The 25,161-nt window shown below is 70.7% G+C and carries 18 protein-coding genes; 9 read left to right on the top strand and 9 right to left on the bottom strand.

Annotated features, from left to right (window positions below; translation table 11 throughout):
* Nucleotides 1-59: 59 nt before the first annotated feature.
* Entirely contained in the window at nt 60-1,199 is a 1,140-nt protein-coding gene (locus AB0K12_RS11380) for an ROK family protein (protein WP_364558456.1), read from the bottom strand.
* 72 nt (nt 1,200-1,271) lie between these two features.
* Here AB0K12_RS11380 and AB0K12_RS11375 point away from each other — a divergent pair, with 72 nt between their 5' ends.
* Entirely contained in the window at nt 1,272-2,519 is a 1,248-nt protein-coding gene (locus tag AB0K12_RS11375) for a Gfo/Idh/MocA family oxidoreductase (protein WP_364558453.1), read from the top strand.
* Nucleotides 2,520-2,556: 37 nt separating this feature from the next.
* On the opposite strand, the gene AB0K12_RS11370 is transcribed toward AB0K12_RS11375, so the two are convergent.
* Genes AB0K12_RS11370 through AB0K12_RS11360 form a run of 3 tightly spaced genes read right to left on the bottom strand, consistent with a single transcriptional unit; the run spans nt 2,557 to nt 5,981 of the window.
* Nucleotides 2,557-3,660 (bottom strand): 5-methyltetrahydropteroyltriglutamate--homocysteine S-methyltransferase, encoded by a 1,104-nt coding sequence (locus AB0K12_RS11370; protein ID WP_364558451.1) that lies wholly within the window; start codon nt 3,658-3,660, stop codon nt 2,557-2,559.
* A gap of 5 nt (nt 3,661-3,665) precedes the next feature.
* Nucleotides 3,666-5,138, bottom strand: a complete 1,473-nt coding sequence (locus AB0K12_RS11365) for a long-chain fatty acid--CoA ligase (protein ID WP_364558448.1) — start codon at nt 5,136-5,138, stop codon at nt 3,666-3,668.
* A 51-nt stretch (nt 5,139-5,189) separates the two neighbouring features.
* Nucleotides 5,190-5,981: a PaaX family transcriptional regulator C-terminal domain-containing protein gene (locus tag AB0K12_RS11360; protein WP_364558445.1), complete on the bottom strand. Its 792-nt coding sequence runs from the start codon at nt 5,979-5,981 to the stop codon at nt 5,190-5,192.
* Between the two features lie 106 nt (nt 5,982-6,087).
* On the opposite strand from AB0K12_RS11360, the gene AB0K12_RS11355 reads away from it, so the two are divergent.
* The 7 genes from AB0K12_RS11355 (at nt 6,088) to AB0K12_RS11325 (ending at nt 14,352) form a co-directional block, all read left to right on the top strand.
* Nucleotides 6,088-7,287: an ABC transporter substrate-binding protein gene (locus tag AB0K12_RS11355; protein ID WP_364558442.1), complete on the top strand. Its 1,200-nt coding sequence runs from the start codon at nt 6,088-6,090 to the stop codon at nt 7,285-7,287.
* A gap of 2 nt (nt 7,288-7,289) precedes the next feature.
* The gene (locus AB0K12_RS11350; RefSeq protein WP_364558439.1) at nt 7,290-8,045 is read left to right on the top strand and encodes an ABC transporter ATP-binding protein; all 756 of its coding nucleotides are present in this window, start codon (nt 7,290-7,292) and stop codon (nt 8,043-8,045) included.
* Nucleotides 8,042-8,701 (top strand): ABC transporter ATP-binding protein, encoded by a 660-nt coding sequence (locus AB0K12_RS11345; protein ID WP_364558436.1) that lies wholly within the window; start codon nt 8,042-8,044, stop codon nt 8,699-8,701. The genes AB0K12_RS11350 and AB0K12_RS11345 overlap by 4 nt, the downstream gene beginning before the upstream one ends.
* A complete protein-coding gene (locus AB0K12_RS11340; protein ID WP_364558433.1) occupies nt 8,698-9,558 on the top strand; it encodes a branched-chain amino acid ABC transporter permease in 861 nt (286 codons plus the stop codon). The genes AB0K12_RS11345 and AB0K12_RS11340 overlap by 4 nt, the downstream gene beginning before the upstream one ends.
* Nucleotides 9,555-10,529 (top strand): branched-chain amino acid ABC transporter permease, encoded by a 975-nt coding sequence (locus tag AB0K12_RS11335; RefSeq protein ID WP_364558430.1) that lies wholly within the window; start codon nt 9,555-9,557, stop codon nt 10,527-10,529. The genes AB0K12_RS11340 and AB0K12_RS11335 overlap by 4 nt, the downstream gene beginning before the upstream one ends.
* A 50-nt stretch (nt 10,530-10,579) precedes the next feature.
* Nucleotides 10,580-13,354 (top strand): LuxR C-terminal-related transcriptional regulator, encoded by a 2,775-nt coding sequence (locus AB0K12_RS11330; RefSeq protein WP_364558427.1) that lies wholly within the window; start codon nt 10,580-10,582, stop codon nt 13,352-13,354.
* Nucleotides 13,355-13,443: 89 nt separating this feature from the next.
* Nucleotides 13,444-14,352 carry an alpha/beta hydrolase gene (locus AB0K12_RS11325; protein WP_364558424.1) on the top strand — a complete coding sequence of 303 codons (909 nt, stop codon included), beginning with the start codon at nt 13,444-13,446 and terminating at the stop codon, nt 14,350-14,352.
* A gap of 50 nt (nt 14,353-14,402) precedes the next feature.
* Here the strand turns inward: AB0K12_RS11325 and AB0K12_RS11320 are convergent, their stop codons facing one another.
* Together AB0K12_RS11320 and AB0K12_RS11315 are read right to left on the bottom strand one after the other, a co-directional pair.
* Nucleotides 14,403-17,234 (bottom strand): hypothetical protein, encoded by a 2,832-nt coding sequence (locus AB0K12_RS11320; protein WP_364558421.1) that lies wholly within the window; start codon nt 17,232-17,234, stop codon nt 14,403-14,405.
* A 56-nt stretch (nt 17,235-17,290) separates the two neighbouring features.
* Complete coding sequence (locus AB0K12_RS11315; protein WP_364558418.1) at nt 17,291-17,848, bottom strand: NADAR family protein; 558 nt, start codon at nt 17,846-17,848, stop codon at nt 17,291-17,293.
* A 156-nt stretch (nt 17,849-18,004) separates the two neighbouring features.
* On the opposite strand from AB0K12_RS11315, the gene AB0K12_RS11310 reads away from it, so the two are divergent.
* Complete coding sequence (locus tag AB0K12_RS11310; protein WP_364558415.1) at nt 18,005-19,342, top strand: hypothetical protein; 1,338 nt, start codon at nt 18,005-18,007, stop codon at nt 19,340-19,342.
* Nucleotides 19,343-19,455: 113 nt separating this feature from the next.
* Here the strand turns inward: AB0K12_RS11310 and AB0K12_RS11305 are convergent, their stop codons facing one another.
* The 3 genes from AB0K12_RS11305 to AB0K12_RS11295 form a co-directional block, all read right to left on the bottom strand.
* Complete coding sequence (locus tag AB0K12_RS11305; protein WP_364558413.1) at nt 19,456-20,403, bottom strand: HIRAN domain-containing protein; 948 nt, start codon at nt 20,401-20,403, stop codon at nt 19,456-19,458.
* A 158-nt stretch (nt 20,404-20,561) separates the two neighbouring features.
* Nucleotides 20,562-21,701: an acyl-CoA dehydrogenase family protein gene (locus tag AB0K12_RS11300; protein ID WP_364558410.1), complete on the bottom strand. Its 1,140-nt coding sequence runs from the start codon at nt 21,699-21,701 to the stop codon at nt 20,562-20,564.
* Between the two features lie 16 nt (nt 21,702-21,717).
* Entirely contained in the window at nt 21,718-25,065 is a 3,348-nt protein-coding gene (locus AB0K12_RS11295) for an indolepyruvate ferredoxin oxidoreductase family protein (RefSeq protein ID WP_364558408.1), read from the bottom strand.
* Nucleotides 25,066-25,161: the final 96 nt, after the last annotated feature.

Here is a 25,161-nt window from a genome sequence, read left to right as displayed (position 1 = left end):
TCCTAGAACGTGGGAGTAATCATGGAGTCCAGTGAAATTGTTTTCAAGAGCAAGCCGTGTTACAGATGGCTCACGAGCGGGCTCCTGCCGTCGAGCACCCGGTCCTCCACGTCGTCGAGCGCGAGACGTACGGCGCCGAGCACCACCGCCTCGTCGCCCAGCGCCGACATGCGCACCTCGGGCGTGCGGATGCACCAGCGGTCGAGCTCCCGCTTCAGCGGCTCGATCAGCACGTCCGCCGAGCGCGAGAACCCGCCGCCGACCACCACCATCTGCGGGTCAAGGGTCAGGACCAGCGCAGACGCGCCGAGCGCCAGGTCCTTGACGTAGCGGCGGACCGCGGCCAGCGCCGCCTTGTCGCCGTTGCGGGCCGCCGCGAAGACGTCGCCCGCCTCCCCGCCCGCCTCACCATTGGCGGCGCTCAGGTGCTCCTGGGCCCTGATCCAGCCGAGCACCGGCAGCGCGCCGATCTCGCCGGAGGCGTTGGCGAAGCCCCTGTGCAGCTTGCCGTCGATCACCAGGCCCGCGCCGGTACGCAGGCCGGCCAGCAGGAACACCATGTCCTTGGCGTAGCGGGCCACGCCGCGCCAGCACTCGGCCAGGGCGGCGAGCTTGCTGTCGTTCTCCACCAGCACGGGGGCCGGGGCCAGGCGGCGTACGTGGGCGGCCAGGTCGACGCCGGTCCACTCGGGCAGCGCCTCCGACAGCAGCACCCGCCCGGCGCCGTCGACCAGGCCCGTCGTGCCGACGCCCGAGGCCCAGATCTCGCCGCCGGTCAGCCCCGCGCCCTCCAGGCACTCGGTCGCGGCCCTGTCGACCGCCTCCAGGCGTTCGAGCCGGCCCATCTCCGGCGTGACGGGCACCCTGGCGCTCTGCAGCACGGTGCCGTCGAGGTCGGCGACCACGGCGCGGATCTTGTGGCCGCCGATGTCGATGCCGAGCACCCGGCCTGCCTCGGCCCTGAACCGGTAGCGCCTGGCCGGGCGGCCGACCCCGCCGGCGGTGGCGCCCGCCTCGGCCACCCAGCCCTTCTGCAGCAGCTCGCGCACGACGTCCTCGGTCGAGGCCCGCGACAGCCCCGTGCGTTTGGCGACCTCGGTGAGGGTGAGCGAGTCCTGGCCCTGCAACGCCTTGATCACGGCCAGCGCGTTGAGCTGCCGGAGCCGTGACAGGTCACCGCCGCTCATCTCCGCGGCCATCCGCCCCCCTTGCTGTCAGCTTTCCCAGGCCGAATAATGATGGTCTCCATGATATTTAGTCGGGAAGGTTCCATGACTGAGGTGACTCTAGCCGTCGTCGGCGGCGGCCTGCGAGGGCTGACCTACGCGCGCCGCGCGCACGCCACGGGCGCCGGCCGCGTGGTGGCGGTGGCCGAGCCGGATCCCGGGCGCAGGGCGGCGTTCGCGGCGGAGTTCGGGATCGTTCCAGAGCTGGCGCTGCCGGGCTGGAAGGACCTGGCGGCGGCCGGGCGGGTGGCCGACGCGGCGGTGATCGCCACCCAGGACAGGATGCACACCGACCCTGCCGTGACGCTGGCGGACCTCGGTTACCACATTCTCCTGGAGAAGCCGATGGCCACCACGGAACGCGAGGCCACCATGATCGCCGAGGCCGCCGAGCGCAACGGCATCATGCTGGCCGTCTGCCACGTGCTGCGCTACACCCCCTACACAGGACTGGTGAAGCGGCTGCTGGACGAGGGGCGCATCGGGCGGCTCATCAGCGTGCAGCACCTGGAGCCGGTGGGCTGGTGGCACCAGGCGCACTCGTTCGTGCGCGGGCACTGGCGGCGCCAGGACACCTCGGCGCCCATGCTGCTCGCGAAAGCCTGCCACGACGTGGACTGGCTGGTGCACCTGTTCGGCCGGCCGCCGGCCCGGGTGTCGTCGTTCGGCTCGCTGTCGCACTTCCGCGCCGAGGACCGGCCGGAGGGCGCCGCCGACCGGTGCCTGGACTGCCCGATCGAGCCCGCCTGCCCGTACTCGGCCAAGCGCCTCTACCTGGGCTGCCTCGGCGATCCCGACAGCGAGTTCTGGCCGCTCGGCGCCGTCACGCCGGGCCGTACCGAGGAGGACGTGCTGGACGCGCTGCGCACCGGCCCGTACGGACGCTGCGTCTACGCCTGCGACAACGACGTCGTGGACCACCAGGAGGTGCTGATGGAGTTCGACGACGGCGGCACCTGCTCGTTCACCATGAGCGCGTTCACCCCGATGGAGCACCGCCGCACCCGCCTGTTCGGCACCCACGGCTACATGGACGGCGACGGCGCCACCCTGCGAGTGGTCGACTTCCGCACCGGCACGGAGGAGACCCTGAGCCTGGATGAGACCGTCGGGCCTTCGGCGGCCGACGGGCACGGGGGCGGCGACGAGGGGCTCACCGACGCCTTCCTCGCCGCCGTCGCGTCGGGCGACCCGTCGCGGCTGCACACCGACGCGGCCGAGAGCCTGATGACGCACCGCGTGGTCTGGGCCGCCGAGCAGGCCAGGCTCACCGGCACGGTCGTCACGCTCTGACCGGCTCCCCCTCGCGCCCGAGGGGGAGCCCAGAACGTCAGCCCCAGACCTCCTGGGCGGTCTCCACGATGAGCCGCAGCTTGGCGAACTGCTGCTCCTCGGTCAGCTCGTTGCCCTCGACGGTGGAGGAGAAGCCGCACTGCGGCGACAGGCAGAGCTGGTCGAGGTCGACGAACTTGGCGGCCTCGTCGATGCGCCGCTTGAGCGTGTCCTTCGACTCCAGCTCGCCGCGCTTGGTCGTGACCAGCCCGAGCACCACCATCTTGCCCGGCGGCACGAACCGCAGCGGCTCGAAGCCGCCGGAGCGCTCGTCGTCGAACTCCATGAAGAAGCCGTCCACATCGAGCTCGTTGAACAGCGCCTCGGCCACGAAGTCGTAGCCGCCGGACGCCGCCCAGGAGGAGCGGAAGTTGCCCCGGCACATGTGGGTGGTGATGGTCATGCCGGCCGGCTTGGCGGCGAGCGCGGCGTTGATCTGCTTGATGTAGCGCAGGTGCATGTGCTCGGCGTCGTCACCGCGCCCGGCCAGCTCGGCGCGCTGGGCCGGGTCGTTGAGATAGGCCAGGCTGGTGTCGTCGAACTGCAGGTAGGTGCAGCCGAGCGCGCCGATCCTGCGCACCTGCTCGGCGTAGGCGGCGCTGAGGTCGCGCCAGAACTCCTCGACGTCGGGATAGACCTCGGGGTCGATGGCGGCGGGCCCGCCCCGGTAGTGGACCATGCTGGGCGACGGGATGGTCAGCTTGGGCGTGACGCCCTCCCCGACGGTGTCGCGCAGGAACCCGAAGTCGTCGGCGAAGATCGGCGCGTCGAGCTTGATGCGGTCGTGCACGCGCAGCGCGGCGGGGGTGAACTCGATGTCGCCCTGCTCGTTGTGGAAGCGCACGGTGATCTGCTCGTCGGCGGCCTGGCCGATGCCGCCGAGCTGATAAATGAAGTCCATGTGCCAGGAGGCCCGGCGGAACTCGCCGTCGGTGGCGCTCTGCAGGCCGGCGTCACGCTGTTTGCGCACCACCTCCCTGATGGCCGCGTCCTCGGCGGCGCGCAGCTCGTCACCTTTCAGGGTCTCGCGGGCGCGCAGCAGTTCCTGTGGACGCAACAGGCTGCCGACGTGGTCGGCGCGGAAGGGCGGTGAGGTACGCATATGGATCATCCTCCTCCGTAGAGCTTTCTCAGCGGGGCCTTCAGGAGCTTGCCCGCCGCGTTCTTGGGCAGGTCAGCCACGAATTCCAGATATTTCGGGATCTTGTAGCGGGCGAGGCGGCCGTCCAGGTGCTTGAGCAGGTCGTCGGGGCTCGTCGTGACCCCGGCGCGGATCACGACCAGGGCCTTGCCGACCTCGCCCCACCGCTCGTCCGCCACCCCGATCACGGCGCACTCGGCGACGGCGGGATGCTCGTACAGGGCGCTCTCGACCTCGGCCGGGTAGATGTTCTCGCCGCCGGAGATGATCACGTCGTTGATGCGGTCGGAGATGCGCACGTAGCCGTCCTCGTCGGCCACGCCGACGTCGCCGGAGCGGAACCAGCCGTCCTCCGACAGCACCTTCGCGGTCTCCTCCGGCCGCCGCCAGTAGCCGCGCATCACGTTGGGGCCCTGGACGTACAGCTCGCCCGGCTGTCCCGGTGCGGCGGGCGAGCCGTCGGGGGCGACCAGCCGGACGTCGGAGAAGAAGCACGGCACGCCGGCGCTGCCCGCCTTGTCCACGGAGTGCTCGGCGCCGAGGAAGAGCGCCCCTGGCGCGGTCTCCGTCATGCCGTATCCCTGCAGGAACGTCAGCCCCCGCTCCTGGTACGTCCTGATCAGCTGCTCCGGCACCGGCGCGCCCCCGCACAGCAGGTGCCGCAGGCTCGACAGGTCGGCGGTGGGCCAGCGCGGCGAGCGGGTGAGGAAGCCGAACATCGACGGCACCCCGAACATCACCGTGACCCGCTCGCGCTCGATGAGGTCGTACGTGCGCTCCACGTCGAACGACGGCTCCAGCACCGCCCTGCCGCCCTTGAGCACGCACGGGATGAGCGTCTGCGCCAGCGCCGCGATGTGGAACATGGGCGCGCTGATCAGCACCACCTCGTCGTGCGCCAGCGGCACGTCCACGAGCAGGTTGACCGCGTTCCAGGTGAGGTTGGCGTGGGTGAGCATGGCGCCCTTGGGGCGTCCCGTGGTGCCCGAGGTGTACATGATGAGGCAGACGTCGTCCTGGCTCACCGGCTCGTCTATCGGCTCGGGCGAGCCGGACGCGACCAGCTCCTCGTACGCGGCGCCGCCCACGTGCCGGCCCGGCAGCCCGCCGCCCTCGCGCTCCTCGCCCAGCACCAGCACGGCGGCCTCGGCGTCGTCGAGGATGAAGCGCAGCTCGGGCTCGGCCAGCCGGGTGTTGAGCGGCACGAACACCGCTCCGAGCAGGCCGGCGGCGAAGAACGTCTCCACCATCGCGGGCTGGTTGGCGCCCAGGAAGGCGACCCGGTCGCCGCGCCGCACCCCGAGCACGGAGGCCAGCCGGTGGACGCGTTCGAGCAGCTCACGATAGGTGTGCTCGCGCCCGCGGTACGACACCGCCACCCTGTCGGGCGTCATGCGTGCCCTGCGCGCCGGCCACGAGCCAATCCCCTGATTCCGCATCGGCACTCCTTGACGCTCAAGCCCTCAAGTTAGGCCACTCTGCGATCGCTGTCACCGTTCTGCCCAACTTTCATCGGGGACGGTGTCCAGAAGATCGGCCACGATCCGCGCCGCCTGCGGCCTGAACCGCTCGTGCAGCGAGTGGCAGACGCGCTGCGCCTTCTCGGCCGGCCAGTCGTGCGGCAGGTAGCGCAGCGGCAGCCGCGGATCGGTCCTGATGATCTGCAGCCAGCCGGTCAGCAGCATGAGCGAGCGGGCCAGGTCGTCGGGGGCGTTGGGGGCCGGATCGGCCTGGTCCCAGCGGCGCAGGAACTCCCGGTAGCGCTCGCCGAGCCCTTCGAGGTCGTAGGCGTCGCGGACGAGGGCCTGCATGTCGGTCGGCTGCCGGGGCTCGGCGGCGAACACCTTGACGTTCGCGTCCAGGTCCTCGATGACGCCGGCGGCGTCCACCTCGCCCGGCGCGATCCACAGGCCGTTCTGCAGCGGCCCGAAGCCCGCCCAGACCAGCCGCGAGCGCAGCTCGTGCCGCTGGCGCTGCCACGACTCGGGCAGCGAGAAGCCGATGAGCGTCCACTGGTCGGCGCCGCTGTCGTTGACCACGCCGCTGTGCCAGATGCGCCGCTCGCCGTCCTTGAGCACCTCGGTGCTGGTGGGGGTGAGCCCGAAGTACATGCGCCGGCCCGACCGCTGGCGGCGCAGCAGGCCGCGCCCGACCATCCTGGTCAGCGTCGAGCGAGTCGCCTCCTCTGAGATGCCGACCTTGCCGAACGCCTCGATGAAGCTTCCCGAGGAGACGCAGATCCCGTGGCCGTATACGTAATCGCCGAGGAAGGTCAGAATCACGGATTGAGGCCTCATTGCGGGTGTCTCCCGATATTCGGCAATCTGTTGACAGCCGTAATGTACCTGCCTACTGTCGGGGCCACATCGCCCGGTCCTGGAGGTCCTGATGCGCAGGCTTCTACCGTCGCTGGCTTGTCTCCTACTCACGCTCACCGCCTGCGGGGGCAGTGGTGACGGCGGAGGCGGCGGATCGGGCGGTCAGGACCCGATCAAGATCGGCCTGATCGTCTCGCTCACCGGCAACTACACGCCGCTCGGCAGCGAGGACAAGAAGGCGGTCGAGCTGGCCGTCGAGCAGGTCAACGCCCAGGGCGGGCTGCTCGGCCGCAAGGTGGAGCTGGTCACCAGGGACGACAAGACCGCTCCCGACCAGGGCATCGTGGCCTACAACCAGATCAAGGGCGAGATCGACGCGCTGATCGGGCCGGTGTTCTCCAACTCGGCGCTGGCCGTGGAGCCGCTGGCGGAGCGCGACAAGATGCCGTACCTGTCGCTGGCCCCCGCGCAGGAGCAGGTCGAGCCGATCAAGTCGCACATCTTCGTCACCCCCGCCCTTTCCAGCATGTACGCCGAACGCTTCCTGCAGTACATCCAGGCCGAGGGCATCAAGACCATCGCGGTCGGCTGGGACTCCAAGAGCGCGTACTCGGTCTCGGGCCACGAGGCGATGGTGGAGCTGGCGCCCAAGTACGGCGTGACGATCGCCGTGGACGAGCCGTACGAGACCACGACCTCCGACTTCAGTCCCATGTTCACCCACGTGCGCGAGTCGCAGGCCGAGGCCCTGGTGTTCTGGGGCTCCGGCGCGCCCGGCGTGACCGCGGCCAAGCAGTACGTCGCCTCCGGCCTGAAGACCCCGCTGTTCCTGACCGCCTCGCAGGCCAGCAAGCTGTGGCTGGAGCCGATGGGCGCCGCCGCCGAGGGCATGACCGTGCAGAGCGCGATCGGCGTCGTGGGCGAGCACCTGCCCGACGGCAAGCAGAAGCAGGTCATCGAGCAGATGGCCAAGCCGTACGAGGAGAAGCACGGCTACCCGCCGCCGCAGTTCGCGCAGGACGGCTACAGCGCCTCGCTGCTGCTGTTCGAGGCGATCAGGAAGGCGAACAGCACCGACAAGGCCAAGATCCAGCAGGCCCTGGAGACGATGGACCTCATCACGCCGAACGGCCGCTTCCGGTACTCCGCCACCGACCACTCCGGCCTGTCCCCCGAGTACATCTCCGTCAACACGGTCAAGGACGGCAAGTTCGTCCCGACCGAGTGGGCCAAGGAGCAGCTCGCCAAGACCGTATCGGCGCTGGGGTAGGCGTGCTGGAGGTCACCGGCGTCTCCCGCTCCTTCGGCGGCGTCTACGCCGTCCGCGACGTGTCGCTGAACGTCGCGGACGGCGAGGTCTGCGGCGTCATCGGCCCGAACGGAGCGGGCAAGTCCACCCTGTTCAACCTCATCACCGGGCACCTCGCGGTCGACCACGGCCAGATCTCCTTCCTCGGCCGCCGGGTGGACCGGCTGCCGCCGCACCGCCGGGCCAGGCTCGGCATGTCGATCGTCTTCCAGGCGGCCCGCGTCTTCCACGGCATGACGGTCAGGGAGAACGTCATGGTCGGTGCGCACGGGCGTACCGAAGCCGGGTTCGTCTCCGCCGCGCTGCGGCTGCCGCGGCACCGGCACGACGAGCGCGAGATCGGCGAGGCGGCCGACCGCGCGCTGGAGCGCGTCGGGCTGGCCGAGTGGGCCGACCGGCCCGCCGACCGGCTGCCCATCGGCCAGCAGCGGGCGCTCCAGCTCGCCCGCGCACTGTGCGCGCGGCCCCGGTTGCTGCTGCTCGACGAGCCCGCCTCCGGGCTGCGCGGCGAGGAGCGCGAGCGGCTCGCCACGCTCGTGGAGGAACTGCGCGCCGACGGGCTGACGATCCTGCTCATCGAGCACGACGTGGCGTTCGTGACCCGGCTGGTGGACCGGGTCGTGGTGCTCGACCTCGGCCAGGTCATCGCCGACGGCCCGCCCGCCGAGGTCAGGGCAGACCCGCTGGTGCTCGCCGCCTACCTCGGGCAGGCGTCATGATCGACGTCCAGGACCTGGTGGTCTCGTACGGCACCGCGACCGCGCTCGACCACGTCACGCTCACCGCCGCCAAGGGCGAGATGGTCGCCCTGCTCGGCCCCAACGGCGCCGGCAAGTCCACGCTCGCCAACACCCTCGCCGGGCTGCTGCGGCCCGCCTCGGGCAGCGTGCGGATCGGCGGCCGGCTCGCGCTCATCCCCGAGGGCCGCCAGCTCTTCCCCGACCTGTCCGTGGCCGACAACCTGGTGCTCGGCGGCTGGCGCTCAGGCCGGCGCGACCCCGCCCTCGTCTACGACCTGCTGCCCCGCCTGGCCGAGCTGGCCGGGCGGCGGGCCGGGGTGCTGTCCGGCGGCGAGCAGCAGATGGTCGCCTTCGGGCGGGCGCTGATGTCCGAGCCCGACGCGCTCGTGGTGGACGAGCTGTCGCTCGGGCTCGCCCCCAACGTCACCGCCGACCTCGCCGCCCACCTCGCCGAGCTGAACCGCTCCCACGGGCTGACCGTGCTGCTCATCGAGCAGAACGCGCGGCTGGCGTTCGACCTGTGCTCGCGGGCGTACGTGCTGGAGTCCGGGCGGCTGGTGACCGAGGGCCCGTGCGACGAGCTGGCCGACGACCCGCGGGTGGCCAGCGCCTACCTGGGCGGGGCGATCACATGAGCGCGTTCCTCACGTACCTGCTGAACGGCCTGGCCGTCGGCTGCGCCATCGCGCTCATCGCGAGCGGGCTGGTCACCATCCACCGCGTCACCGGCGTGGTGAACTTCGCCCAGGGCACCTTCGCCGTCGTCGCGGGGCTGTGCACGTCGTCGCTGCTCGGCCTCGGGTTCCCGCACGGCGTGAGCGAGGTGGCCGCCGTGCTCGCCGCCGCGCTGGCCGGGCTGCTCACCGGCCTTGCCGCCATCGGCAGGCCCGGCACCACGCCGCTGTCGTCGCTGATCGTCACGCTCGGCGTGGGCGTGCTGGCGTACGCGGTGGAGATCGTGCTGTGGGGTGACCAGCCGCGCTCCGCGCCCGGGCTGGCCGGCTCCGTGGAGATACTCGGTGCGCGCATCCAGACCCAGTACCTGCTGGTCATCGGGGTCACCGCGGCCACGTTCGTGCTGCTCGCCCTCTTCTTCGGGCGCACCTACCTCGGCAAGGCGCTGACCGCGTGCGCCTCCAACCCGTACGCCGCCCGCGTCGTCGGCATCGACGTCAGGAAGATGGGGCTGCTCGCGTTCGCGCTCGGGGGGCTGCTCGGCGGCATCGCAGGAGTGCTGGTGACGCCGCTGCGGCCGATCTCCTTCGACACCGACGTCACCCTCATCGTCAACGGCTTCGCCGCCGCCGTCTTCGGCGCGCTCACCAGGCCCGTCATCGCGCTGGCCGGCGCGCTGCTGCTGGGCGTCGCCGAAACCATGGCCGCCGGCTACGGCTACGGCTCACACCAGCTCGAAGTCGCGCTCGGGCTGATGATCGTGGTCATGATCGTGCAGGCGAGCCGCCGTACCACGCTCTCCCAGGAGTCCGTATGATCAGGCTCGCCGCCGGGCTCCTCGCCGCCGCCGTCACGCTCGCCCTGCCCGCCGTGCTCGACGACAGCGCGCTCGCCGTCTACATCCTGCTCGGCCTCGCCGCCATCGTCACCGTCGGGGTGTCGCTGCTCATGGGGTACGCCGGGCAGGTCTCGCTCGGCCAGGGCGCCTTCTACGCCATCGGCGCCTACACCGCCGCGCTGCTCGCACTCGGCGGCGTGCCCCCGGTCGCCGGCCTGATCGCCGCGCCCGTCGTCGCCGCCCTGTCCGCCCTCGTCATCGGCACTCCCCTGCTGCGGCTGCGCGGCCACCACCTCGCCTTCGCCACCCTCGCCATGCAGCTCATCCTGCTGTCGCTGGCCGGGCAGCTCGAGTTCACCGGTGGCGACATCGGGCTGCAGGCCATCCCGCAGTTCTCCATCGGCTCCTTCCAGGCCGAGAGCGCCGCCGCGTACGCGTACCTCACCTGGGGCGGCCTCGCCCTCGTCCTGCTGGTCACCCACAACGTGATCACCTCACGCCCCGGCCGCGCCCTGCGCGCCCTGGCCACCAGCGAGACCGCCGCCGCATCGTCCGGCATCCCCGTCGGGCGCTACAAGCTCGTCGTCTTCGCCCTGTCGGCCGCCTTCGCCGGCCTGGCCGGCGGCATCTACTGCTTCTACACCGGCTACGTCGCCCCCGGCTCCTTCCCCGTGCTGATCTCCATCCAGTACATCGTCATGGCCGTGGTCGGCGGCCTCGGCACCCTGTGGGGCGCCGTGGTGGGCGCCACCGCCATCACCCTGCTGGTCCAGGGCCTCGACAGCCTCGCCACCCTGCCGTGGATGCCGTCGTACGCGCCGAGCGTGCTGTCGTACGCGGTGTACGCCCTCGTCCTCATCGTCGTCGTCCTCTTCCTCCCCCAGGGCCTCCTCCCCACCCTCACCGACCGCCTCTCCAGAAAACGCCCCCGCGAGCGCCGCGCCCGGTGATCGGGATTGTGGCCTTTCCCGGTTGACATCTGCGCGTAACACTGGACGACGTGTCCCCTGTCGCGCGGGTTCCGGTGGTGCGTGGTCGTGGTGCGGAGGAGCGGGCGCTGCGGCGGCTGCTCGACGGCGCTCGCCAAGGGGGTGGCGGGGCGCTGGTCCTGGTCGGTGGGCCGGGCATGGGCAGGAGCACCCTCCTCGACCTTGCCGCCGGGCTGGCCGGGGAGGCGTTCCTGGTGCTCCGGGGGTCGGGGGTCGAGGCCGAGACGCGGTTGCCGTACGCCGGGTTGCACCAGGTGTTGCGCCCCGTCGCCGGAGCCGCTGCCCGATTACCGGCTGCGCAGGTTCGCGCGCTGGCTCCCGTCCTCGCGCCCGGGAACGCCGAGAGCGGGCTGGCGTTGCCGGCGGCCGTGCTCGCATTGCTGGCGGAGGTCGCCGGTGAGCGGCCGGTGCTCGTCTGCGTGGATGACGTTCATCTGCTTGACGACGCCAGTCGCGAGGTGCTGGCGTTCGTGGCCAGGCGGGTGGGGGGCGAGCGGGTGGCGGTGATGTTCAGCGCGCGTGCGGACGAGGGTTGGGCGGCCGGGCTACCGGTGCGGGTGCTCAGCGGGCTGGAGCGGGCGGCCGTACGGGAGCTCGCCGACGATCTCGCGCCCGGCGAGGTCAGCGAGGAGTTGCTGGCGGCGCTCGACCAGGTCGCCCGGGGCAACCCGCTGGCGCTGGCCGAGCTGATCGGGTCGCTCAGCCGCGAGCAGCTCGCCGGTCTCGCCGCCCCGCCCGAGACGCTGCCCAGGGACGGCCGGTTGTGGCGGGAGCACGCGGCCCGGCTGGCCGCGCTGCCGGAGGAGACGCGGCGGCTGCTGGTGCTGATCGCCGCCGACCCCGAGATAGACGTGCCCACGCTGATCGCGGCGGCCCGCCCCGGCTGCGCGCTCACCGCCCTGGAGCCGGCCGAGCGGGCGGGCATCCTGTACGCCACCGGCGACCGGTACGCCTTCCACGACCCCGCCCTGCGCGGCGTCGTCTACCACGGCGCCACCCTCCTGACCCGCCGCAGCGCCCACCGCCTCCTCGCGCAAGCAGGCACGGAGCAAAGAAGCGCCTGGCATCGCGCATGGGCCATGGACGCCGACCCGGACCGGCTGGCCGACGACCTGGCCACGGCGGCGCTCAAGGACCGTACGCCGGGCGGCCACCCCGAGCCGTACCTGGCGCTGGAGCGGGCGGCCGAGCTGACCGGCAGGCACCGCCCCGAGAAGGCGGAACGGCTGGCCGCGGCGGCCAGGCACGCCTGGATCGCGGGCCGCCCGCAGGTGGCCCGCGCCCTCCTGGCCCGCCTGCACGACCTGGCGAGGGCCCCGAACGAGGTGCGCGCCCACGTACGCCTGCTGCGCGGCAGCCTGGAGCTGCTCGGCGGCGAGACGGGCAGCGCCAGGGAGGAGTTGCTGGCCGCCGCGACCTGGCTGCTGGAGAGCCACCGCATGCTGGGGCTCAGAGCCCTCGTACGTGCGGCGGACGCCAGCTACCGGGCGGGCGACAACCGGGCGTTCATCGCGATCGCCAGGCAGGCCGCCGCCCTGCGCCGCCCGGACGAGCAGGTGCCGGCGCAGCTGATGTTCGAGTACCTGGAGGGGATGGCGGCGACGTTCAGCGGCGCTCACCGGGAGGCGGCGGCCCCGCTGCGCCGGGTGGTGGAGCTGGCCGACCCGTTGGTCGGCACAGTGACCGGCACAGTGACCGGCACAGTGACCGGCACAGTCGACGACCCGTCGGTGCTGGCGTGGGCGGGCGTGGCGAGCATGCTGCTGGGGGAGGACGCCACCGCCCACCGCCTGTCGGCCCGCGCACTGGAGGCGGCCGGCGCGCGCGGGGCGGCCTCGGCGGTGCCGCAGCTCCTGGAGTACGCGATCTACCCGGAGGTGTGGTCGGGCCGCTACGCCTCGGTCGCCGACACCGCGGCGCGCGGCCTCCACCTGGCCAGGGAGGCGGGCCAGCGCAACACGGCCGCCCAGCACCTGGCCTGGCTGGCGATGACGGCGGCGGTGGAGGGCGACCAGGAGACGTGCAGGATCCGCGCGGACGCGGCCATCGACCTGGCAGGCGCGCACGACCTGGGCATCGCGGGCGCGATCGGCACCTGGGCGCTGGCCTGCCTCGACCTGGCGGCAGGGCGGCCCGCGGACGCGGCGGGGCGGTTGCGGGCGGAGCGGCGTACCAGCCGGCATGTGGTGATCAGGGTGATGGCGACGCCGCACCTGATCGAGGCGTGCGCGCGTACCGGAGATCATGAGGGCGCCGAGGCGGCGCTGAAGGTGCTGGAGGGCTGGGTGGGCAGCACGCGCAGCCCTGACCTGCGGGCGCTCGTCGCCCGCTGCCGGGCGCTGCTGGCGGCCCCGCGCGAGGCGGACGAGCTGTTCAGGCAGGCGCTGGAGCTGCACGGGCAGGGCGGCCACGAGTTCGAGGCGGCGCGGACGCGGCTGCTGTACGGCAGCGCACTGCGCCGCGACCGCCGCCCCGGCGCGGCCAGGACGCACCTGCACGCGGCGCTGGAGACGTTCGAACGGTACGGGGCCCGCCTGTGGACCGAGCAGGCGCGGACGGAGCTGCGCGCGTCGGGCGAACCGGTCGGCCCGGCACCGCCGGCGGCCACGAGCCAGCTCACCCCGCAGCAGCTGCGCATCGCCCGCATGGTGGCCGAGGGCGCCACCAACAAGGAGGTGGCCGAGCAGCTGTTCCTCAGCCGCCGCACGGTCGAGCACCACCTGCGCAACATCTTCAGCCGGCTCGGCGTCCGCTCCCGCGTCGAACTGGTAAGGCTCATGTCCTGATCGCAGGACCGGTGATTTCACCGATGCACGGTTGACGAGCGCTCCGAACAATGGCGAAAGACAGCTGTCACCACCCGAAGCACCCCCCGATGAGCAGGGAGTATGACGACGTGCAGCTCTTAGCCCCCCGATTCGGCGCGCGAACGTTCACCAAACTCGCCCTCACCGTCTCACTGATCGCCGGCGCCCTCGCGGCCGCCTCCCCCGCCCAGGCGGCGAGCCCGTACGAGCGCGGCCCCGCCCCGACCGACGCCTTGCTCGAAGCCTCCCGGGGCCCGTTCTCGACCGGGCAGACCAGCGTCTCGTCGCTGGTGAGCGGCTTCGGCGGCGGCACGATCTACTATCCGCTCGACACCAGCCAGGGCACGTTCGGCGCGATCGCCATCTCGCCCGGCTACACCGCCCGCTGGTCCAGCCTGTCGTGGCTGGGCCCGCGCATCGCCTCACACGGCTTCGTGGTGATCGGCATCGAGACGAACACCCTCTACGACCAGCCGGACAGCCGGGGCCGCCAGCTCCTCGCCGCCCTCGACTACCTGGTCGAGGACAGCTCGCTGACCGTACGCAGCCGCATCGACTCCTCGCGGCTGGCCGTGGCGGGCCACTCCATGGGCGGCGGCGGCTCGCTGGAGGCGGCGAGCAGCCGGTCCTCGTTGCAGGCGGCGGTGCCGATCGCGCCGTGGAACCTGCAGAAGTCGTGGTCGGGCGTGCGCGTCCCCACGATGATCATCGGCGGTGAGAGCGACAGCATCGCCCCCGTACGCAGCCACTCGGAGCCGTTCTACGAGAGCATCCCGGCGTCGTCGGAGAAGGCGTACCTGGAGCTGAACAACGCCAGCCACTTCTTCCCGCAGACCACCAACACCACGATGGCCAAGTCGATGGTGGCCTGGCTGAAGCGGTTCGTCGACGACGACACCCGCTACGAGCAGTTCCTCTGCCCGCCGCCCAGCGGGCTGGCGGTCGAGGAGTACCGCCACACCTGCCCGAGCTCCTGACCTTTCCATGAGGATGGCGGCCGCACGCGTGCGGCCGCCATCCGTGCTCTCTAGTACCGTTCCGCCACTCCGGAGTTGATCTGGACGAGCACCAGTGTCGCGTCCGTGTAGGCGACGAGGTTGCCCACGGTCGGCGGCTCGGCCAGGACCTGCCGCGCGTGCCTCACGGCGTCGCCGACGGTCTCGAGCTTGAGCTTGGTGATGGTCGGCGTGTGGACGTGCGTGCCGGCGTTGATCTGGCGGGTGGCCAGGTTGAGCGTGGTGGCCAGCAGCTCGGCCTTGAGCTCCTTGGGCTGGAGCAAAGGCAGGAGCAGCGCGTCCGACGTCTCCTTCTGCGACAGCGCGCCGTCGCCGTTCCCGTCGAAGCGGGTGTCGGTGGCCTGGACACGGGCCCGCACCTCGTCCGTACGCAGGTCGGTGCGCAGCGCCCACAGCGTGGACAGCAGCGGGTGCCTGCCGGGCGCGGCCTCGGTGATCGCCGTCTGCGCGGTGGCCGCGGCGGGGCCGAACGTGCAGTCGTTGGCGCCGCCGTAGGCGAGGCTCGCCCGTCCCGTCACCGTGGCGCCCGCCTCGAACAGCAGGCCGGGCCGCGCGGTGAAGGTGACCTCTCCGGACGCGCCCGGCGCGACCGTGCCGAGCGGCCAGGTGAGCGTCGTCGTGCCGTCGTCGCTCCTCGTGACCTCGCCGGGGCGCGGGCCCGCGCCCGCGTCCAGCGCCTGGCTGTAGTAGACGTCGGCGGGCAGCACGTATGTCAGCTCCGCCCCCGTCGCGGGCGCGTGGCCGGTGTTGCGATGCCCGATCGTGTACGTGATCGCCTCGCCCGCGTGCACCGACGCCGTCGCCGTGGCGGTCACCGCCATGACCGGCGCGCTGACCGTGGTGACGGCCGTGGCCTTGTTGTCGGCCAGCGTCGACTCCGGCTCGGGCAAGCCGTCGGCGTTCTCGCCCGTCACCTCGGCGGTGCTGGTGAGCGCGCTGCCGTCGGCAGCCGTACAGGGGATCTCGTACGTGAACGTCTCGGTCGCCGTACGCTCCGGCGCCAGGTCGTCCAGCGGGCGGGTGACCGGGTCGCCGACCGGCGGTGTGAACGTCACCGACGTCTCGGAGGAGGTGCTCGCCCCCTTGTTCCCGATCGTCACGGTCGCGGTCACCGTGTCCCCACCCGCGGCCTCCGCCTTGTCGACGGTCATCCCCGCGGTCAGGTCGACCGCCGTCACCTTGAGCACGGCGTCGCCGGTCAGCTCGGGCACGATCGGGCCGTGGTTGCCGTCGGCCCAGTACGGGCTACCGGTGAAGCCGTAGACCAGCTGGCTCCAGTCGGGGTTGCTGACCAGCCGCTCACTGGCGTCGTCGCTGGTGCAGCCCTCCTCGAAGTCCGGAATGTGGTTGATGTCGGCGACTGCGTCGGTCGTGAACGTGCCGTCGCCGTCCCAATCGATCTTCTCGTCCGGGTCGGACCTGGCCACCACGCCACCCTTGCCGTGGATCACCGGCTCGCGAGCGCCCGCCAGCCCCGGCTCCTGCGTCTCGTCGAGGTCGTTCTCCAGCAGCGTCTGCTTGCCGAAGCGCTGGTAGTCGAGAGGGCGGCCGGAGTCGAGGTTCTGCGTCTGCCAGGCGTAGTTCATCACGCTCTGGTAGTTGGGCTTGCAGTTGATCGAGTCGACCACACCGTTGGTGTAGCGGCCGCCGTGGCCGAGGCCGAAGGTGTGACCCAGCTCGTGCAGCAACGTCCCCTGCTCGACGGCGACGCGGCCGCCGCCCGCCCTGAGCATGTCGTCCGTCCAGCGGCCCAGGGACACCACGAAGTCGTCGCCGCCACGGTCGTGCAGCTCCGCCCGGCCCGACGTGGTGCCGCTGCCGGTCAGGCCGTTGATGAAGACCCCATACCTGAAGTGGCGGCGCTTGAACTGCACGATCTCCTCGCACAGAGGGCTGGCCCGGTCAGCCTTCGTGCCGAAGTGCCCGTCGCCGTCCGGACCGCAGGAGCCCGACTTGATGTCGTCGAAGTCGTCGTACGCGCCTGGCCGCCGGTCGTCGCTGAAGTCGATCGCCTCGGCGTACGGCACCTCCTCGTCCGCCACCAGGTGCAGCGCCAGGCCCGTCGCGCCGGTCTGCTCGTTGGTCACCGGAGCCCTGTCGAACACCTCCTCGACCCTCTCCAGCACGCCGTCCTGCGGCTTCCTGTCCTTCATCCAGTCGATCTCGACGTACACGTCGCGGCGCTCCGGGTCCACACCGGGCAGGGTCAGGTCCACGACGTTGTCGTCGTCGAAATCGAGGCCCCGGTGCTCCGCGTAATCCGTGAACCCGTCCCCGTCGGAGTCGGCCACCGCGTGCGGCGTCACCTCGAGGCAGACCTGCACGGACGGCTTCGGATCCGGCCCGAAGATCCCGCCGCCCGGCTCCCCGTTCCCGGCCACGCACCCCGTGCTGTCGTTCAGGTCGCCGGAGACCGTGCCGTGGATCATGTTGACCTTGAACCGCGTGTCGGCCTGCCCCGCCACCGGCGAGGTGTCGGCCAGGTCGTCGCCCGACGTGCTGTCGTGGTCCCAGATCTGGATCGAGATCTCCTGCTCGACCACCGTCGTGGGGATCTGCTGGGAGTGCGTCCAGAACGGGGCGACCTGCGACTGGTCGTCGGGCGCTCTGGGGGTGGTGTGGGTGGGGAAGCCGGCGAACGTGATCTTCCCGTAGAAGTCCGGCGTACTCTCGCCTGCGGCTTCCAGCCCCTGCTCGTCGCAGGGGGCCGCGCAGTTCACCAGAAGGATCCGCACGTTCAACGGCTGGGTGTCCGCCGCCTGGGCGGCGGGGGAACCGACGAGGGCCAGGCCCGCGACGGTCATGATGAGCGCAAGGGTTACTCGTAAGACTGAGGTGGACACGCCGCGAACGTACGGCGGGGGTCGGGGGACGGCATGAGTACCACGTACTCAATCGCCTACATCCCCCGCAGAGCCTCCCGAACCTCCATAAGAGCAAACCCCAGCAAATTGAGCCCCCGCCAAGCCTCGGGCCGCTCAGCCCGCTCATCATCAGCCGCCAGCCCGATCCCCCAAACCCGATCAACCGGACTGGCCTCCACGAGCACCCGCTCCCCCGTCTTCAGGAGGTAGTCGCGCAACTCGGAGTTCTGCCCGAACTTCGCCAGATTCCCCTGGACCACGACATCGAACCGAGCCGCCTCCCAAACCTCCTCACGGAACCCCCGCACCCGCCGCCCCAGATCCTTGGCCTGCTTGGGATGCGAAGCCGCCACAATCGCGGCCGCCATCTCCTCATCCCCGAACAGCCGCGCCTTGGCAGCCATCATGAAATGCTCAGCCGACGAATAGGACACCCCGTCCACCACAAATGTGGCCGGCCACCACTGAGACAAACACCCAGCCCCCACCCCACCACCCCGCGGCGCTCGATGCCCCCAGAACATCAGATACCTGACCCGCTCTCCCCGCTGAACAGCCTCGGCCAGCCCAGAGACATCCCGCACGCTCTCCATGCCCATACCATCCCAGAAGCCAGGCACCGCCCGCCAACCACTTATCCGCGAAACACCGCAGCTCTGGCGCGGAGCAGGCCGAGACGATCCACCTCGACGGTCGGTCACACCAAAGCAACTCGTTGCATGAACGGCATCAGAGAGTAACATCATTGTGTGACAACGCCTGGACGCGCAAAACGAGCAATGGCAAAACTCATATTCGATGATAATTTAGATCTGTACATCCTCGCAGCGACGGCCCTTATCTTCACGGTCATGGGCTCCTTGAACGTCATCGATGACACCAAGACCCTGGCTTCCGTAATCCTTGCTCTTCTCGCCTTCCTCGCACTCTCTCAGATCCGTTCACGTCGTCACATCGCAGAGGTCACACGTTCCCAGCGAATGGACCTGACCGACTTTTTCATGGCGGCCTTTCCGGCTGAGTTGCATCAGAGCAGAGCGTCTGCAGACACTTGGCTCTTCATAGGCAACACGATGTCGAGAACCCTGCCGACGATGAGGGGGCCATTGCGCCGCTCCCTGGCAAGAGGTTCACGGGTTCAGGTTCTCCTGCTGGACCCTACAAATGCAGCGTTGATGCAGGTCGCCAGCCAGGAAGGGTCGATTCCGCAAGACGCTGACCATCTTGCGGAGACCGTCAAACGCGCGCTGGACGAGTTGTTGTTGATACGGGACGGCACCCAGGGCTTCTTAGAAGTGCGCGTGGCCTCGTTCCTGCCGAAGATCGGTGTCAATGCAATCGACGCCGAAACCGCGAACGCGGTTGTCTATGTGCAACACTATGAGCACCGTCCTCCGGGAGAAGCAGCACCAATATTCAAGCTCACCCCCCAGGACGGTTTTTGGTACGCGCACTATGTGGCAGAGGCCCGTCGGATGTGGGAGGAAGGCACCCCTTGGCCACTTTCCAAGGTTGAGGCCATATCACGGCTTCCTCGACCTGGGCTCATGGCTGCTTACGGAAGCCATCTGGAGCAGGCCATGGCAGCCGGCCGCGAACTGCTCATCACCGGCGTAACACGAAACACCTTGATAAACAGCAACTATGCGAACTTGGAAGAATGGCTCAGCGCCGGAACCAGCGTACGGGTGGTGCTTGTGGATCCGGAGTCTCCAGCCGCCAAGCTCGCGGCAGATCGATACTATGCGGAGAGATCGGTCACGAGCGTGAAAGAACGCATATGGCACACGCTACGACTGCTTCAAGAATTGAAGCACTCTACAGGTGGAGATATATCCGTTCGCCTGTCGCAACATCCGATCGCCATGGGAATCGTAGGAGTCGATACGTCCACGGGCAAGCATACCGATACCTCATCCCTATTCCTCGAGTACTTCAGCTACCGAGCGCGGGGGGAGCCCAAGCAGATAATCCGCCCGCACGACGGCGAGTGGTTCGAACATTTCGTTGCTGAAGCAGAGAAAATCTGGTCCGACGCCACGCCGGTAGATCTCGATGAAACTCGAATCAGCAACCCGGATCAGTGATGACGATAAGGCTGGGCTGCCTTCGACGATGGTTATCGCGCCAGGTTTCGCCCGTGGGATCGTGGCGGTCACAGCACATGCACGTTGACAATGCCACCGACGTCGCGCCCCTTTCAATTCTTAGTCGGGCGCCCTCTCGCAGCGAGCGAGTCGTTTATCAAGGCGCTGTCGAAGGGTGACCCCGTCGGAGGGACGTGTAAGTGCCTGCCTGAGAACCTGCGCTGCCTCTGCGTCCTGGCCCTGCTTGACGAGCCACGTTGTGAGCCGGTCGGCGGTTTTCGCATCGGTGCTGCCGCCCGAAGTCGTGGTCCCTTGGCCGGGTCGAGATGGCCCATACGGTCACGTCCATCGGAAATGGAGACCAGGAGCGGAAGCAAGGCAGGGCGTACAGGCGACGGGCTGATCGCGAAGAGTTCGGTCAGCATCGGTATGTGAGGCGCAGGCGAGGCATAGTCGATGAGGTCACGCCACAGGTCGGCGTCGAGCCGACGGTAGTAGAGGGCATCCACATAAGCGATGAGGGTCTCGTCGCGGCGGCCAGGCTGATAGCGGAGGGTCTGGGCAAGCAACGAGCATGCTTCACCCATGGTCGGGTCGCCGGCTTCGGCGAACTGATCGATGATGAATCGCAGGTTGCTCTCGGAGCTGCGCCAAGCGCCGAGCTTACGTCGTGCCTCGACGTTCACACCGGCCAGTTGCGGTGGATGCAGGTGAATTCGCGCCGGGCATGAGATGAACCGGCCACCCTGGCTGGAACCGAATGCCCGGATCCTGGGCCCCACCCTTGCCGCGACTTCGCTGGGCAGGTAACCGACGTGTCCGTCCTGAACGTAAACGGCCACAGCGTTGGAGCCTGAAAGGACAGGTGCTTCGGGCACGAGAACGGCAATCAGCCCGCCATCCTGGGTCATGCCCTGGTGCTTACCCTCGCCGCACGCGTGATCAAAGTGAGGGCCCTTCCCTCCCGGCGCGTTGTGCTGCACCCCGATCAGCGGTACTACGATCCCCTCGGACTCCCGCTGCCCTCCGGACGACTTCACCACCGGCTTCCAGCCCGCCATGTCTCCACGACGAACCGGGGCCTGCTACCGGGCGCTCCGATGCTTACCCGGACGGGACTTTCACCCGCAGGCCTGGACCAGCTTCCAGGAGGCAACATGCGCGAAGCGTAGAAGCAGCCGTTCTCCTCGTCGATATCCCCGTCCTGACTCGGCCGTCCTCACTTCGCCAGGTCGCGGCTGATGACCAATCTTTGGATCTGGTTGGTGCCTTCGAAGATCTGCATGATCTTGGCCTCGCGCATGTACCGCTCCACCCGGAACTCCCGCGTATACCCGTACCCCCCGAACACCTGGACGGCGTCCGTGGTGACCTTCATGGCGGCGTCCGTGGCGACCAGTTTGGCGATCGAGGCGTGGCGGCCGTAGGGAAGGCCGGCGTCGCGGCGGCGGGCGGCGTCCAGGTACATGGCGCGGGCGGTGTCGACGGCGGCGGCCATGTCGGCCAGCAAAAAGCCCAGGCCCTGGTGGTCGATGATGCGTTTGCCGAAGGTCTTGCGTTCCTTCGCGTAGGCCACCGCCTCGTCCAGAGCGGCCTGGGCGAGGCCGGTGGCGCAGGCGGCGATGCCCAGGCGGCCGGAGTCGAGGGCGCTGAAGGCGATCTGGAGGCCCTGGCCCTCCTCGCCGATGAGGCGGTCGGCGTCCACGAGCACCCCGTCCCAGTGGGCGCTGGTCGTCGGTACGGCGTGCAGCCCCATTTTCTCCTCCGGGCGGCCGAAGGTGAGGCCGTCGGCGGAGCCGGGGGCGAGGAAGCAGGAGACGCCGCGCGAGCCGGACCCCGTACGGGCGAAGAGGGCGTAGAAGTCGGCGATGCCCCCGTGCGTGATCCACGCCTTGTTGCCGGTGATGCGGTAGCCGTCGGCGACGCTCTCGGCGCGGCAGGTCAGCGCCCCGGCGTCGGAGCCGGCCTGCGGCTCGGACAGGCTGTAGCCGCCGATGAGCTCGCCGGCCAGCATGCGGGGCAGCCACCGGTCGCGCTGCTCGGGGGTGCCGTGGGTGAAGACGGTGTAGCAGGCCAGCGTGTGCACGCTGGTGGCGACGGCGACGGCCGCCCAGCGCATCGCCAGCTCCTCGATGACCTGCAGATACACCTCGTACGGCTGCCCGCCACCGCCGTACTCCTCCGGGTAGGGCAGGCCGAGCAGCCCGGCCGCGCCCAAGGTGGCGAACAGGCCCTCGGGGTAGGTCTCGGAGCGTTCGTGCTCGTCGACCCGGCGGGCCAGCTCCTTGTCGGCGATGTCGCGGGCCAGCTCGATGAGGTCTCTGGCGTCCTGGTCCGGCAGCAGGCGTTCGACGGTCACGATGACTCCTGAGGATTCAGAGGTTCTCCAACGCTTTCTGCGCGCGTTCGCGGAACTCGGCGACCCGGGCGAGCTTGATGTCCTCGTACCCGCGGATCAGGTCGGGCAGGCCCGCGAGCTCCTCGACGACGGCGGCGTTGGCGGGGGTGAGGCGGTCGAGCGCGGTGCGGACGAGCTCGCGGTACTCGCCGACCAGCGCCCGCTCGACGCGGCGCACCTCGGCCTTGCCGAACACGTCGAACGCGGTCCCCCGCAGCACCTTCGCGGCGCGCAGGCCGCGGAAGAGCACCCCGGCGGAGCGGCCCATCTTGATCTTGCGCTTCATGCCCATCGCGCGGAGGACCGGCGGGTGCAGCAGCACCGTCACCTTCGCGCCGGTGCCGAACTCGCGCTCGCGCCGCGCCTGCTCGGCGGGGTCGAGGTGGAGGCGGGCGACCTCGTACTCGTCCTTGTAGGCCATCAGCTTGTGCAGGCCGCGCGCGTAGGCGAGGGCGATGGCGGCGCCGGCCTCCTCGCCGGCCCGCTCCAGAGCGCGGGCGGCGACGCCGCGGACGTCGTCGGCGTACGTACGGGCGTAGGTGGCGTTCTGGTAGCCGGTGAGGTCGGCGACGCGCTCGGCCACGACCTCCTCGAACGTCGGCGGCTCGGAAGGCGCGGGCAGGACGGCCCTGCGCACGGCGTCGGGGTCGTGCGCGACGGCCCGTCCCCACCGGAACGCGGCCAGGTTCTGCTCCACGGAGGCCCGGTTGAGCGTGATGGCCCGCTCGATCGCGTCGGCGCCGACGGGCAGGCAGCCGTGCTGGTACGCGGCGCCGAGCAGCAGCAGGTTGGCCGGCATGTGGTCGCCGAACAGCTCCTCCGACAGCGCGTGCGCGTCCACGCAGTGCTGGGCGCGGGTGGCGGAGGCGACGCGGGCGACCGCGTCGGCGTGGCCGGGGACGGGAACGCGGCCGGTCACCATGGCGGCGGTGGGCACGACGGAGGTGTTCAGCACGGCGACGGTACGCCCGGGCGCCGCCACGGACAGCGTGGCGTCGGCCGCCGCCCCCAGCACGTCGAACCCGATGAGCACGTCGGCGCTGCCCCGCGAGGCGCGGACGTGCCCGGCCGGCGGCCGCTTGCCGATGCGCACGTCGCTGACCACGGGCCCGCCCTTCTGCGCGAGCCCGGTCTGCTCCAGGCCGGTGGCGTGCAGCCCGTCGAGGTGGGCGGCCATCTGCAGGATCTGCGAGACGGTGACCACGCCGGTGCCGCCGATGCCGGGCATCCTGATGAGCGTCTCGTCGGCGTGGGAGGTGACCGGCTCTGGCGGGGTGACGGGCGGCGCGGGCGCCTTCCTCGGCTCCTTGGTGCCCGGCTCGACCAGCAGGAACGAAGGGCAGTCGCCCTTGAGGCAGCTCAGGTCGGTGTTGCAGGACGCCTGGTGGATGCGGGTCTTGCGGCCGTACTCGGTCTCGACCGGCTGCACGGACAGGCACGTGGAGACGTCGCCGCAGTCGCCGCAGCCCTCGCAGACGCGCTCATTGATGTGCACCTTCTGGGCGGGCGTGGGGAGTTTGCCGCGCTTGCGCAGCCGCCGTTCCTCGGCGGCGCAGCGGTCGTCGTGGATGAGCACGGTCACCCCGCCGATCGCGGCCAGCTCCTTCTCGACCTCGGGCAGGTCGTCGCGGTGCCGTACGGAGGCGATCGGCGCGAGCTCCACTCCCCGGTACGTCTCGGGCTCCGGCGTGGTGATCACCACCCGCCGCACGCCCTCCAGGGCCAGCTCCCGCGTCAGGGCGGGCACGTCGAGCCGCCCCTCGGGCCGCTGCCCGCCGGTCATGGCGACCGCGTCGTTGTAGAGCAGCTTGTACGTCATCGGCACCCCCGCCGCGACCGCCGCCCTGATGGCCAGCGACCCGGAGTGGTGGTAGGTGCCGTCGCCGAGGTTCTGGACGAAGTGCCGGTCGTCGGTGAACGGCGACAGCCCGATCCACTGCGCGCCCTCGCCGCCCATCTGGGTGATGCCGACCTGGGTGCCGCGACCGTGGCCGTCGAGCGCGATCATCGCGTGGCAGCCGATGCCCACGCCGACCAGCGTGCCGTCGGCGGTGCGGGTGGAGGTGTTGTGCGGGCAGCCCGAGCAGAAGTACGGCGTGCGCGCCGCCACCACCGGCAGCAGCCCACGGCGGCGCTCGCGGCGCGGCGGCTCGATGCCGAGGCAGGTGGCGATCGCCTTGGCCACGTCGTCGGCGCCCAGCGTGCCCCTGGCGGTGAGCAGGTCGCGGCCGACGATCTGGGGGACGTGCGCGCCGCCGTACAGGGCCTGCTTGAGATGACCCTCCAGGAACGGCACCTTGTCCTCGACCACCAGCACCCGGGCGAGGCCCGAGGTCAGCTCGGCCAGCTCGGCGGGGTCGAGCGGGAACGGCATCGCGATCCTGATCAGCCGCAGGCCGTGCGCGTCCATCGCGGCCTCGTCGATGCCGAGGTCGGCGAGGGCGCGTTCGACCACCGCGTACGTGGCGCCGGACGCGAGCACCCCCAGCGTGGTGTTGCCGGCGCCGGCCGTCACCCGGTTGAGCCCGTGCTCGCGGGCGTAGGCGCGGGCCAGGTCGAGGCGGCGGGTGAGCATGTCGTGCTCGGCGTCGAGCGCGGCGGGGCCCAGCAGGATGGGCGCGGGACCCCGGGAGGCGCGCCCCGGCTCGGGGATGCCGGCGCGCAGCGGGCCGAGGTCGACGGTGGCGGAGGCGTCGGCGATGTCGGCGACGATCTTCAGGCCGACCCACAGGCCCGTCGCCCGCGACATGGCCACCGCGTGCAGCCCGAACTCGATGACCTCGGCCACCGAGCCCGGCGCCAGCAGCGGCATCGACAGGCTCTGGCACATCGGCTCGCACGAGCTGGGCAGCGTGGACGACTTGCAGCCGGGGTCGTCACCGATCCAGGCCACGGCGCCGCCCAGCGGCGCCGTGCCCGCCACGTTGGCGTGCCTGAGGGCGTCGGCGGCCCGGTCGAGGCCGGGGTTCTTGCCGTACCAGAAGCCCGTCACGCCCTCGTGGCGGCGGCCCGGCACCTGGTCGAGCAGCTGCGTGCCGGCCACAGCCGTGGCCGCCAGCTCCTCGTTCAGCCCCGGCTTGACCACCACGCCGGCGGGCTCCAGGAACTTCGCCGCCCTGCCCATCTCCAGGTCCACGCCCGCCAGCGGCGAACCGGGGTAGCCGCTGACGAACGCCCGGGTGTCCAGCCCGCGCTCGTCGTCCAGGCGGCGCTGCTCCAGCGTCAAGCGGACCAGGGCCTGGATGCCCGAGATGAGCACGCGGCCGTCCTGCGCCGTGTACTTGTCGTCGAGCGACACGGGGGCGGGAGTCTCGCTCACGCTCATGCGAACCTCCTGGCTTTCTTACGTGCTCGCCTCGTGGGCGCCGTGCTTCCCAGCACAGCAACCAGGGCATGATATGCGCAAGTATTAGACGAGAAA

It is taken from the genome of Nonomuraea sp. NPDC049419 (genome assembly GCF_040676995.1).
Taxonomy (GTDB): Bacteria; Actinomycetota; Actinomycetes; order Streptosporangiales; family Streptosporangiaceae; genus Nonomuraea; species Nonomuraea salmonea.
The sequence above is the reverse complement of the archived record's forward strand: the minus strand, read 5'-3'. Positions and strand labels throughout refer to the sequence as shown.

Coding starts and splice junctions, on each gene's coding strand:
- AB0K12_RS11340 (WP_364558433.1), top strand. CDS start 8,698: ATGAGCGCGTTCCTCACGTACCTGCTGAACGGCCTGGCCGTCGGCTGC.
- AB0K12_RS11380 (WP_364558456.1), bottom strand. CDS start 1,199: ATGGCCGCGGAGATGAGCGGCGGTGACCTGTCACGGCTCCGGCAGCTC.
- AB0K12_RS11370 (WP_364558451.1), bottom strand. CDS start 3,660: ATGCGTACCTCACCGCCCTTCCGCGCCGACCACGTCGGCAGCCTGTTG.
- AB0K12_RS11335 (WP_364558430.1), top strand. CDS start 9,555: ATGATCAGGCTCGCCGCCGGGCTCCTCGCCGCCGCCGTCACGCTCGCC.
- AB0K12_RS11355 (WP_364558442.1), top strand. CDS start 6,088: ATGCGCAGGCTTCTACCGTCGCTGGCTTGTCTCCTACTCACGCTCACC.
- AB0K12_RS11345 (WP_364558436.1), top strand. CDS start 8,042: ATGATCGACGTCCAGGACCTGGTGGTCTCGTACGGCACCGCGACCGCG.
- AB0K12_RS11295 (WP_364558408.1), bottom strand. CDS start 25,065: ATGAGCGTGAGCGAGACTCCCGCCCCCGTGTCGCTCGACGACAAGTAC.
- AB0K12_RS11315 (WP_364558418.1), bottom strand. CDS start 17,848: ATGGAGAGCGTGCGGGATGTCTCTGGGCTGGCCGAGGCTGTTCAGCGG.
- AB0K12_RS11325 (WP_364558424.1), top strand. CDS start 13,444: ATGAGCAGGGAGTATGACGACGTGCAGCTCTTAGCCCCCCGATTCGGC.
- AB0K12_RS11375 (WP_364558453.1), top strand. CDS start 1,272: ATGACTGAGGTGACTCTAGCCGTCGTCGGCGGCGGCCTGCGAGGGCTG.
- AB0K12_RS11305 (WP_364558413.1), bottom strand. CDS start 20,403: ATGGCGGGCTGGAAGCCGGTGGTGAAGTCGTCCGGAGGGCAGCGGGAG.
- AB0K12_RS11365 (WP_364558448.1), bottom strand. CDS start 5,138: ATGCGGAATCAGGGGATTGGCTCGTGGCCGGCGCGCAGGGCACGCATG.